Here is an 11623-nt window from a genome sequence, read left to right on the forward strand (position 1 = left end):
CCTTTGAGCCGCCGCAGACTACCATCACCCACATGACGCGTGTACTGCTCGCCGAGGACGACGCATCCATCTCGGAACCCCTGGCCCGCGCCCTGCGCCGGGAGGGGTACGAGGTCGAGGTCCGGGAAGACGGCCCCACCGCCCTGGACGCCGGGCTGCAGGGCGGCGTCGACCTCGTCGTCCTCGACCTCGGCCTGCCCGGCATGGACGGCCTGGAGGTCGCCCGGCGGCTGCGCGCCGAAGGCCACGGCTTCCCCATCCTCGTCCTGACCGCCCGCGCCGACGAGGTCGACACGGTCGTCGGCCTCGACGCCGGCGCCGACGACTACGTGACCAAGCCCTTCCGGCTCGCCGAGCTCCTCGCCCGCGTCCGGGCCCTCCTGCGGCGCGGCGCCGCCGAGACCGCCCAGGCCCCCGCCACCCACGGCGTGCGCATCGACGTCGAGTCGCACCGCGCCTGGATGGGGGAGGAGGAGCTCCAGCTCACCGCCAAGGAGTTCGACCTCCTGCGCGTCCTCGTCCGCGACGCGGGCCGGGTCGTCACCCGCGACCAGCTGATGCGCGAGGTCTGGGACACCACCTGGTGGTCCTCCACCAAGACCCTCGACATGCACATCTCCTGGCTCCGCAAGAAGCTCGGCGACGACGCGGCCAACCCCCGCTACATCGCCACCGTCCGCGGCGTCGGCTTCCGCTTCGAGAAGAGCTGAACCGCCCCCGCCAGGGCGACCGGGGCTTCTAGGGCCTGTCGTCAAACTCCCGTCTGCCCTGCGACGCCTGGCACGCGCTCTCGCCGCACCGGGCGAAAGCCAAGTACGTCCAGTACGCGGGCTTCCGCCCGGCGCACCGAGAGCACGCACCAGACGCCGCAGGGCCGCCCTCCGGGCGACGACGGGAGTTTGACGACAGGCCCTAGGGCATCCTCTAAGCCATGCGCCGTCGCCTGATCAACTCCACGCTCGCCGTGGTGCTCGTCGTGATCGCCGTGTTCGGGGTCTCCCTGGTCATCGTGGAGACCCGGACCATCACCAGCAGCGCCCAGGACCGCATCGGGTCCGAGGCCCTGCGGCTGCTCGGCATCGTCGAGGCGGACGCCCTGGAGCACAAGCCCGTCGACGCCGCCGACCTCGCCGAACAGCTGGACCTCGGCACGTACGCCCGCATCACCGTCCCCGGACAGCCCGTCGTCGAGGTCGGCCACCGCATCGACGGCAGCGTCATCCGGGGCACCGCCCGCGGCGAGCAGGGCGAGACCGTACTCGTCGAGGAGACCCGCTCCACCGTCACCAGGGAGGTCGGCCGCACCCTCGCGGTGGTCGGCGCCGTGGCACTGCTGGCCGTCGTGGCGGCCGTCCTCCTCGCCGTGCGCCAGGCCAACCGGCTCGCCTCCCCGCTCACCGACCTCGCCGAGACGGCCGAACGGCTGGGATCGGGCGACCCGCGGCCCCGGCACAAGCGGTACGGGGTCCCCGAGCTGGACCGGGTCGCGGACGTGCTCGACGCCAGCGCCGAGCGGATCGGCCGGATGCTCACCGCCGAGCGGCGCCTCGCCGCCGACGCCTCCCACCAGCTGCGCACCCCGCTGACGGCGCTGTCGATGCGGCTGGAGGAGATCACCGTCACCGACGACCTGGAGACGGTACGGGAAGAGGCGACCATCGCCCTCACCCAGGTGGAGCGGCTCACGGACGTCGTCCAGCGGCTGCTCACGAACTCGCGCGACCCGCGGACCGGCTCGGCGGTCCCCTTCGACCTCGACGAGGTCGTCAAACAGCAGGTGGAGGAGTGGCGGCCGGCCTACCGCAGCGCCGGACGGGCCATCGTGCGCTCCGGGAAGACGGGCATGCGGGCCGTCGGCACGCCCGGGGCGGTCTCACAGGTCCTGGCGACCCTCGTGGAGAACGCGCTCATGCACGGGGGCGGGACGGTCGCGCTGCGCACCCGGGTCACGGGCAACCAGGCCGTACTGGAGGTCACCGACGAGGGCCCCGGCGTCCCGCCGGACCTCGGCAACCGGATCTTCGAGCGGGCCATCAGCGGCCGCAACTCCACGGGCATCGGCCTGGCGGTCGCCAGGGACCTCGCCGAAGCCGACGGCGGCCGGCTGGAACTGCTCCAGACCCAGCCGCCGGTGTTCGCCCTGTTCCTCAGCCGGACCGCGCAGGAACGGACGGAGCCGGCGCAGACGGTGCGGTGAGGGACGTATACGTCGGTGGCGCTAGTTGGTGGCGGCGGGCTCGGGGGTGAGCGGGGCCACGGGAGCGTCGTGGCCGTCACGCTGCTCGACGATCAGCGAGGGCGCGGCGGGCGTGGGCAGGGCCTTGAAGACCCAGGTCCGGTAGGACCAGAAGCGGAAGACGGTCGCCACGGCCATGCCGACGAACTTGATCACGTTGTTCTGGAGCGAGCTGTCCCAGCCGAGGCCGTACGTCGCCGCGTAGAGCACACCGCTCTCGATGACCATGCCGATGGCGCTGAACAGTACGAAGAGGAACATCTCGCGACGGCGGCTGCCGAGGTCGCGGTCGCGGTAGGTGAAGTACCGGAAGCCGACGTAGTTGGTGATGATGGCCACCACGATGGCTATGACGTTCGCGCGCACGGTCTGGAGGTCGGTCGTGCTCCGGAGCAGGTTGAACACACCGAAGTTGACCAGGACGCCCAGTCCGCCCACTGCCCCGAACTTGACGACCTCCCGCGCGAGGCCGCGGAAGCGCTCGGACAGCGGTGCTGCTTTCGGCGTGCTCATGTGATGGTTCAGTCCCTGTCCGTCGTCGTCGCCCCGCGTTGAGGCGTCACTCGATTTCGTCAACCCGTTCATGGTAAGTGTCGCCCCCGGGGTCCGTACGTGCCTTGGCGCCCCTTGCGACGCACGGCACACGGGCCCTCCGGGAGGAACCGGCGGGTACGCGCCGGGGCCGTGCCCATGCGGGTCCCGATGGCGCAATACCGGCGGATACCCTGGAGTGGTGACGTTCCCGGTAGTCGGCATGGTCGGCGGCGGACAGCTCGCCCGCATGACCCACGAGGCGGGTATCCCCCTCGGCATCAAATTCAAGATCCTCAGTGACACCCCACAGGACTCGGCGGCCCAGGTCGTGAGCGACGTCGTCATCGGCGACTATCGCGATCTGGAGACACTGCGCGCCTTCGCGCGCGGCTGCGACGTGATCACCTTCGATCACGAGCACGTACCCACCGAACACCTCCGGGCCCTGGAGTCGGACGGCATCCCCGTCCGGCCGGGGCCCGGCGCGTTGGTGCACGCCCAGGACAAGGGGGTGATGCGCGCCAAGCTCGACGAGATCGGTGCGCCCAGCCCCCGCCACCGGATCGTGCGCGATCCGGCGGACGTGGGCGCCTTCGCGGAAGAGGTCGGCGGCTTCCCCGTCATCCTCAAGACGGTGCGCGGCGGGTACGACGGCAAGGGGGTGTGGTTCGTCCGCACCCCCGAAGACGCCGACGCCCCCTTCAAGGCGGGTGTCCCCGTCCTCGCGGAGGAGAAGGTCGAGTACGTCCGCGAGCTCGCGGCGAACATCGTCCGCTCCCCGCACGGCCAGGCCGTGGCCTATCCCGTCGTGGAGTCCATCCAGGTGGACGGCGTGTGCGACACGGTCATCGCGCCCGCCCCGAACCTCTCCGAGGAGCTGGCGGGCGAGGCCCAGGCCCTGGCCCTGCGCATCGCCAAGGAGCTCGACGTGACCGGCCACCTGGCCGTGGAGCTGTTCGAGACCACCGACGGCCGCATCCTCGTCAACGAACTGGCCATGCGCCCGCACAACAGCGGGCACTGGACCCAGGACGGCGCGGTCACCTCCCAGTTCGCCAACCACGTCCGGGCCGTCCTGGACCTCCCTCTGGGCGACCCGCGCCCGCGGGCCCGCTGGACGGTCATGGCCAACGTGCTGGGCGGGGACTACCCCGACATGTACGCGGCGTACCTGCACTGCATGGCGCACGACCCCCAGCTGAAGATCCACATGTACGGCAAGGACGTGAAGCACGGCCGCAAGGTCGGCCACGTCAACACATACGGCGACGACCTGGACGATGTGCTGGAGCGCGCACGTCACGCAGCCGGCTACCTCAGAGGAACGATCACCGAATGAGTACCGCCCCTTCCGCAGGTCCCGTCGTCGGCATCGTCATGGGTTCGGACTCCGACTGGCCGGTCATGGAGGCCGCCGCCAAGGCGCTGGACGAGTTCGAGATCCCCTACGAGGTCGACGTCGTCTCCGCCCACCGGATGCCGCGCGAGATGGTCGCGTACGGCGAGCGGGCCGCCGACCGCGGCCTGAAGGCGATCATCGCGGGCGCGGGCGGAGCCGCCCACCTGCCCGGCATGCTGGCGTCGGTCACCCCGCTGCCCGTCATCGGCGTACCGGTGCCGCTGAAGTACCTCGACGGCATGGACTCCCTGCTGTCGATCGTCCAGATGCCGGCCGGGGTCCCCGTCGCCACCGTCTCGGTCGCCGGGGCGCGCAACGCGGGGCTGCTGGCCGTACGCATGCTCGCGGCCCACGACCCGGACCTGCTGGCCCGGATGCGGGACTTCCAGCAGGAGCTGAACGACCAGGCCACCGAGAAGGGCAAGCGGCTGCGCACGAAGGTCGCCGGCGCGGACTCCTTCGGATTCGGCAAGTGAGCGCCGCGGACCTGCTCGGGCGGGCCCGGGAGCTCCTCGCCGCGCACCCGGTCGTCGACGGGCACAACGACCTGCCGTGGGCGCTGCGCGAGCAGGTCCGCTACGACCTCGGCCGGCGGGACATCGCCGGCGACCAGAGCGCCCACCTGCACACCGACATCCCCCGGCTGCGGGCCGGCGGGGTCGGCGCGCAGTTCTGGTCCGTCTACGTCCGCTCCGACTACGCCGGTGACGAGGCGGTCAGCGCGACGCTGGAGCAGATGGACGCGGTCGCCCAGCTGATCGACCGTTATCCCGCGGACCTGGTGCGGGCGCTGACGGCGGACGACATGGAGGCGGCCCGCGCCGAGGGCCGGATCGCCTCGCTGATGGGGGCCGAGGGCGGCCACTCCATCAACAACTCCCTCGCCACGCTGCGGGCCCTGCACCGGCTCGGCGTGCGGTACATGACGCTCACGCACAACGACACCATCGACTGGGCGGACTCGGCGACCGACGAGCCGAGGCACGGCGGTCTGAGCGACTTCGGCCGCGAGGTCGTGCGGGAGATGAACCGCGTCGGCATGCTCGTGGACCTCTCGCACGTCGCCGCGACGACGATGCGGGACGCGCTCGCGGTGTCGGCCGCGCCGGTGATCTTCTCGCACTCCTCGGCGCGGGCGGTGTGCGACCACCCGCGCAACATTCCGGACGACGTACTGGAACTGCTGCCGGCCAACGGCGGGGTCGCCATGGCCACGTTCGTGCCGAAGTTCGTCCTCCAGGCGGCGGTCGACTGGACGCTGGCCGCCGACGAGAACCTGCGCGCGCACGGCTTCCACCACCTCGACACCACGCCGGCGGCGATGGCCCTGCACCGGGCCTTCGAGGAAGAGCGGCCGCGTCCCGTCGCGACGGCGGCGACGGTCGCCGACCACTTGGACCACATGCGCGAGGTGGCCGGGGTCGACCACATCGGCATCGGCGGCGACTACGACGGCACGGCGTTCACGCCGTCCGGCCTGGACGACGTCGCGGGCTACCCGAACCTGATCGCGGAACTCCTGTCCCGCGGCTGGTCGGAGCCGGACCTGGCGAAGCTCACCTGGTCCAACGCGGTCCGCGCCCTCCGCGACGCGGAATCCGTCGCGACCACCCTCGCGACGACCCCCCCGTCGAACGCCCACCTCTGACCTGCCCCTCGCCCTTGCCCTTGCCCTTGCCCTGGCCGGGCGGGGTGCGGTGGAGCTGCCGCCCCGGGTGGTGGCTGAGGGTGGGGCCGGGGCCGGGGTGGGGGGTCGTCCGGGGCGGGCATGATTTATGGCGCCTGTTCCGAACTTGGTCTGCTGGCCGGGGCAGGGCGCCAACAAATCACGTTTGAGCCCCGGCCGACCCCCCACCCCGTCCCCGCCCCCGGCCGCTCCAGCCTCGCCGGCGTTTGAGGCGCGGGGTCTGGGGCGGAGCCCCAGGGTTCCCGGCTCCGCCGGGTGGTTTCAGCCTCGCCGGCGTTTGAGGCGTGGGGGTTCGGGGGCGGAGCCCCCGGGGGTAGGGGGGAGCCGCGCCGGCGTTTGAGGCGGGAACGGTGGAAGGGTGGGTCGGGGACGGCCCCGCGCAGCGGCACACCCCCGGGCGGCGGAGGCGAGCGCAGGGCAACGGCCGGCCGGGCCGAGGGGGTGACCCCGGGCCGGGTCGGGAGGTTCGGCGGGGCACCCGAACGCCACACCCGCCGGGCGGCCCCCGCGCCCCACGTGTCACGGTGGCTCCAGCCCTCCCTGCTGCCGCCGAGACCGGAGCCAAAGCCATGGCCGACCTGCAGGATGAACCCCACACCGTGGGCATCGGTGCCCAGGACGTACCCGCCCCCGCGATGGTGGCCGGCGCCCTGGACCGGGCAGCCACGCTGCTCGCCGTGCATCCCGTCGCGGACGGGTGCAACACGCTCGTCTGGACCCTGCGCCAGAGCCCGTACCACGACATCGACACCCCGGACACGGGCGTCGACACCGACATCCCGCGCCTGCGAGCCGGCGGCGTCGGCGCGCAGTTCTGGTCGCTGCTGACCCCGCACGAGGCGTCGGACCCGGACCAGGTGGTGTCCGACACCCTCGAACAGATCGACGTCGCGCTGGCCCTGATGCGCCGCTACCCCGACAGCCTGTGCCTCGCCCTCACCGCCGACGACATGGCCGATGCCCGCAACCGCGGCCGCATCGCCTCGTTCCTGGGCCCCGTGCCCGGCCGCACGCTGACCGGTTCGCTCGGCGCGCTGCGCGCCTTCCACGCCCTGGGCGTGCGGATCGTCGCGCCCGCGGGCGCCCCCTGGGCGGAGGAGGAGCTGACGGCCTTCGGCCACGAGGTGGTCCGCGAGACCAACCGGCTGGCGATGCTGCTGGACCTGACGGGCTGCCCGCCGCCGGCGGCCTGCCGGCTCGCGGCGGCCTCCAAGGCCCCGGTGGTGGTCTCGAACACGGGCGCGGCCGCCCTCAACCCGCATCCGGGGAACGTCACGGACGAGGTGCTGCTCGCGCTGCGGGCGGCGAACGGGCTGGCGATGGTCACCTTCGACGCGGCGCGCACGGGGGACTCCCTGCACGCGGTCGCGGACCACGTGGAACACGTACGCGCGCTGGCGGGCCCGGAGGGCGTCGGTCTCGGCGCGGCCTTCGGCTCGGACCGGGGCCATCCCCGGCCGGCCGGTCTGACGGATCCCTCGGGCTACCCGAGGCTGATCGCGGAACTACTGGAGCGGGGCTGGTCGGAGACCGATCTGGCCCTGCTGACCTGGGGCAACGCCCAGAGGGTGCTGCGCGGCGTGGAGTTCACGGCCCGCGCCGCACAGCACCGTAGGACCGCCTAGAGGGCGGACTTGGGCAGGACGGTCGCCTTCCACAGGCGCAGGCCGGACCACACCGTGGCGTACAGCAGGATGCCGTTGCGCGCGCACAGCAGGATGGTGCCGAGCGTGGTGTTCTCCAGGATGTCCGAGCCATACCAGACCGGGAAGATCAGCGTGGTGAGCGCGGTGGCGACCACCAGCAGCCAGGCGATGGGGCGCTGGGTGGTGTGACGCGAGGTCAGGCAGACGGCCGCGAGGCCGAGCAGCCAGATCATGTACTGCGGGCTGATGACGCGGCTGGTGACGGTGAACACCATGATGGCGCAGAGCGCGGCGTCGAACGGGGTCGCGTTCGACCAGCGGTTGGCCTTGACGCGCCACAGCAGGAGCAGCAGGAAGCCGATCACGGTCAGGCCGAGGGAGGCCCGGGCGATGCTCGACACGTAGGGGCCGACGTACTCGAAGGCCCCGTACTGGAAGTTGATCTTGCCGGGCCACAGGTCGACGAGCCGGGCGGCCATCAGCGCGGAGCCGCCGAGGGACTCGACCTGGATGCCGCGGTCGCCCTGGTTGCCCAGGAAGCCGAGGGTGTCGCGGAACAGCGCCGCGAAGACGGCGAGCAGTGCGACGCAGGACAGGGCGGCCGCGATGAGGGCCTCGCGCGTGGACTTGCCGCGCGGGGTGCCGAGCAGGGCCAGCAGGGGCCAGACCTTGACCATGGCGCCGATGCCGGCGATGACGCCGCCGAGGCGCGGGCGGTAGCGCAGGCAGAGCAGCGAGGCGACGGCGAGCAGGGTGACCTGGACGTCGTAGCGGGCGAACGGGGTGGCCATCATCATGGGCAGGGTGACCAGCCACAGCGCGGCGCCGGCCATGCTGCCGTCGTTGCGCCGGGCGGCCCGCATGAGGCCGACGAGGATGACGGCGTCGCACAGCACGGTCAGGGCGACGAAGGCCTGGAAGTAGCTGAGGAAGGGCAGCAGGTCGGGCGAGAGGAAGATCGCCGCGGCTGCCGGCGGGTACTGCCACATGATGTCGTTCTGCGGCAGCGTCCACGTGACGAGGACGTTGTACCAGTTGTGGTAGGTCGCCGTGACCTCTACTCGGACGACGTTCGAGCTGAAGAAGTCGTTGACGAGCATCCAGAGCATCGCGGCGCGGGAGGCCAGCCAGAAGCCCGCGATGCCCAGAAGGGCGCCGCGTCCTCGCATGGCTGCTTCGAAGGATCCCCGCCGGTCACGCGTGGCGGGCGCCGCCGTCGCAGATGCGGTGGGGTTGGTCGGAGGGCTGCTGGTCGTGGTCATCGGCCCGAAGTCTACCCAGTCATTTATTCCACATCTTTGACTGAGGCCCATCAAAACTGGGTATCGGTATACGCCCTGGTCAGCCTCCGGCGCCCGCAAGTCCCTTACGCGTGCGGCCGTCCCATGGCCCGGTACGTCCAGCCGGCCGCGCGCCACAGGACGGGGTCGAGGGCGTTCCGGCCGTCGAGGACGAGGCGGTCGGTGACGACCTCGCCGAGCGCGGCGGGGTCGAGGTCGCGGAACTCGCGCCACTCGGTGAGGTGCAGGACGACCTCGGCGCCGCGGGCGGCCTCCAGCGCGGAGCCGGCGTAGCCGAGGGTGGGGAAGACGCGGCGGGCGTTGTCCATGCCCTTGGGGTCGTAGACGGTGACCTGGCCGCCCTGGAGGTGGATCTGGCCGGCGACGTTGAGGGCGGGGGAGTCGCGGACGTCGTCGGAGTCGGGCTTGAAGGTGGCGCCGAGGACGGCGACGCGCTTGCCGAGGAATGAGCCGCCGACCGCCTCGCGGGCCAGCTCGACCATGTGGCCGCGGCGGCGCATGTTGATGGAGTCGACCTCGCGCAGGAAGGTCAGGGCCTGGTCGGCGCCGAGTTCGCCGGCGCGGGCCATGAAGGCGCGGATGTCCTTGGGCAGGCAGCCGCCGCCGAAACCGATGCCGGCGCGCAGGTACTTCGCGCCGATGCGTTCGTCGTGGCCGATGGCCTCGGCGAGCTTGGCCACGTCGCCGCCCGCGGCCTCGCAGACCTCGGCCATGGCGTTGATGAAGGAGATCTTCGTGGCGAGGAAGGAGTTCGCGGCCGTCTTGACGAGTTCGGAGGTGGGGAAGTCGGTGACGACCAGCGGGGTGCCTTCGGACATGGGGGTCTCGTAGACCTCGCGCAGCAGCTTCTCGGCGCGCTCGCCCTGGACGCCGATGACGATCCGGTCGGGGTGCAGGGTGTCCTGTACGGCGTAGCCCTCGCGCAGGAACTCCGGGTTCCACGCCAGTTCGACCCCGTCGCCCGCCGGGGCCAGGGACTCCAGCTTCGCGGCGAGGCGTGCGGCGGAGCCGACGGGGACCGTGGACTTGCCGACGACGAGGACGGGCCGGGTCAGGTGCGGGGCCAGGGACTCCATCGCGGAATCGACGTACGACATGTCGCAGGCGTACTCGCCGTGCTTCTGCGGGGTGTTCACGCAGACGAAGTGGACGTCGCCGAATTCGCCCACTTCCTCCCAGGAAGTGGTGAAGCGCAGGCGCCCGCTGGAGCCGGGCAGTCCGGCGACGTGCGCGGCGAGGAGCTCTTCCAGTCCCGGTTCGTACATGGGGACCCGGCCGGCCGCGAGCATCTCGATCTTCTCGGGGACCACGTCCAGCCCCAGCACCTCGAAGCCGAGCTCGGCCATCGCCGCGGCGTGCGTCGCGCCGAGGTAGCCGGTGCCGATCACAGTGATCTTGAGGGGGGCCATGAGTGCTCCAGAGGTGCGGGGCCGTTTGCGGCCACCGAGCATAGTCGCGCCCCCGGCGGGGGACGCTCCCCGCTGTCACGCAGCTCACGTGCGCCGTACATATCGCTGCCGGGACGCCGGACACTAAGATTTGGGTTACTTAACGGTAGTTAGCATCACGCATCACGCGGTCCGCAGCACGCTCCTGCACCACGCATCGGCGTCACGCGGCCGCGTCACCTTGGGGAGTGAGAGATCTTGGCGGGTTCTGCCGACTTCGACCTGTACCGCCCGGCCGAGGAGCACGACATGCTCCGCGAGTCCGTCCGCTCGCTCGCCGAGGCGAAGATCCTTCCGTTCGCCGCCGCGGTCGACGAGGAGTCCCGCTTCCCGCAGGAGGCCCTCGACGCCCTGGTCGCCAGCGACCTGCACGCCGTCCACGTGCCGGAGACCTACGGCGGCGCCGGGGCTGACGCCCTCGCCACCGTGATCGTGATCGAGGAGGTGGCCCGCGTCTGCGCGTCCTCCTCCCTCATCCCGGCGGTGAACAAGCTCGGCTCCCTCCCCGTGATCCTCTCGGGTTCCGAGGAGCTCAAGGCCAAGTACCTCGGCCCGCTGGCCAAGGGCGACGCGATGTTCTCGTACGCGCTCTCCGAGCCCGACGCGGGCTCCGACGCCGCCGGCATGAAGACCCGCGCCGTGCGCGACGGGGACTTCTGGGTGCTCAACGGCGTCAAGCGCTGGATCACCAACGCGGGCGTCTCCGAGTACTACACGGTCATGGCCGTCACCGACCCGGAGAAGCGCTCCAAGGGCATCAGCGCCTTCGTCGTGGAGAAGGGCGACGAGGGCGTCTCCTTCGGAGCGCCGGAGAAGAAGCTCGGCATCAAGGGCTCCCCGACGCGCGAGGTCTACCTCGACAACGTCCGGATCCCCGCCGACCGCATGATCGGCGCCGAGGGCACCGGATTCGCCACCGCGATGAAGACCCTTGATCACACCCGCATCACGATTGCGGCACAGGCTCTCGGCATCGCCCAGGGCGCCCTGGACTACGCCAAGGGGTACGTCCAGGAGCGCAAGCAGTTCGGCAAGCCCATCGGTGACTTCCAGGGCGTGCAGTTCATGCTCGCGGACATGGCGATGAAGATCGAGGCGGCCCGTCAGCTGACCTACGCGGCGGCCGCCAAGTCCGAACGCGTCGACGCTGACCTCACCTTCTTCGGTGCGGCGGCCAAGTGCTTCGCGTCCGACGTGGCCATGGAGGTCACCACCGACGCCGTCCAGCTGCTCGGCGGTTACGGCTACACGCGCGACTACCCGGTGGAGCGCATGATGCGCGACGCCAAGATCACGCAGATCTACGAGGGCACGAACCAGGTCCAGCGCATCGTCATGGCGCGCAACCTTCCGTAACAAGAACGTGGCCGGA

At 71.5% G+C, this 11623-nt stretch carries 10 protein-coding genes; 7 read left to right on the forward strand and 3 right to left on the reverse strand.

From position 1 onward, the window contains the following. Positions 1-32: 32 nt before the first annotated feature. Complete coding sequence (locus AC07B0_RS21970; RefSeq protein ID WP_356880234.1) at positions 33-710, forward strand: response regulator transcription factor; 678 nt, start codon at positions 33-35, stop codon at positions 708-710. A gap of 221 nt (positions 711-931) precedes the next feature. Beyond that, positions 932-2197, forward strand: coding sequence for an ATP-binding protein (locus tag AC07B0_RS21975; RefSeq protein WP_356880232.1), 1266 nt, complete (start codon positions 932-934; stop codon positions 2195-2197). Positions 2198-2218: 21 nt separating this feature from the next. On the opposite strand, the gene AC07B0_RS21980 is transcribed toward AC07B0_RS21975, so the two are convergent. Next, the gene (locus AC07B0_RS21980) at positions 2219-2749 is read right to left on the reverse strand and encodes a GtrA family protein (RefSeq protein ID WP_356880230.1); all 531 of its coding nucleotides are present in this window, start codon (positions 2747-2749) and stop codon (positions 2219-2221) included. 241 nt (positions 2750-2990) lie between these two features. On the opposite strand from AC07B0_RS21980, the gene AC07B0_RS21985 reads away from it, so the two are divergent. The 4 genes from AC07B0_RS21985 to AC07B0_RS22000 all read left to right on the forward strand — a co-directional run bounded on the left by AC07B0_RS21985 (position 2991) and on the right by AC07B0_RS22000 (position 7481). Continuing rightward, positions 2991-4109 carry a 5-(carboxyamino)imidazole ribonucleotide synthase gene (locus AC07B0_RS21985; protein ID WP_356880287.1) on the forward strand — a complete coding sequence of 373 codons (1119 nt, stop codon included), beginning with the start codon at positions 2991-2993 and terminating at the stop codon, positions 4107-4109. Further along, a complete protein-coding gene (gene purE / locus AC07B0_RS21990; protein WP_356880228.1) occupies positions 4106-4645 on the forward strand; it encodes a 5-(carboxyamino)imidazole ribonucleotide mutase in 540 nt (179 codons plus the stop codon). Before AC07B0_RS21985 ends, purE begins: the two co-directional genes overlap by 4 nt. After that, on the forward strand, positions 4642-5817 hold the full coding sequence (locus AC07B0_RS21995) for a dipeptidase (RefSeq protein WP_478865428.1): 1176 nt from the start codon (positions 4642-4644) through the stop codon (positions 5815-5817). The genes purE and AC07B0_RS21995 overlap by 4 nt, the downstream gene beginning before the upstream one ends. Positions 5818-6425: 608 nt before the next feature. Next, entirely contained in the window at positions 6426-7481 is a 1056-nt protein-coding gene (locus tag AC07B0_RS22000) for a membrane dipeptidase (protein ID WP_469380353.1), read from the forward strand. Here AC07B0_RS22000 and AC07B0_RS22005 read toward each other — a convergent pair. Next, positions 7478-8764, reverse strand: coding sequence for a glycosyltransferase 87 family protein (locus AC07B0_RS22005; RefSeq protein WP_467298407.1), 1287 nt, complete (start codon positions 8762-8764; stop codon positions 7478-7480). The genes AC07B0_RS22000 and AC07B0_RS22005 overlap by 4 nt on opposite strands. 104 nt (positions 8765-8868) lie before the next feature. Beyond that, entirely contained in the window at positions 8869-10212 is a 1344-nt protein-coding gene (locus AC07B0_RS22010; RefSeq protein WP_356880220.1) for a UDP-glucose dehydrogenase family protein, read from the reverse strand. 237 nt (positions 10213-10449) lie between these two features. Between AC07B0_RS22010 and AC07B0_RS22015 the strand changes: the two genes are divergently transcribed. Then, positions 10450-11607: an acyl-CoA dehydrogenase family protein gene (locus AC07B0_RS22015; RefSeq protein ID WP_319721892.1), complete on the forward strand. Its 1158-nt coding sequence runs from the start codon at positions 10450-10452 to the stop codon at positions 11605-11607. Positions 11608-11623: the final 16 nt, after the last annotated feature.

The sequence above is a fragment of the Streptomyces sp. NPDC044704 genome (genome assembly GCF_056433525.1).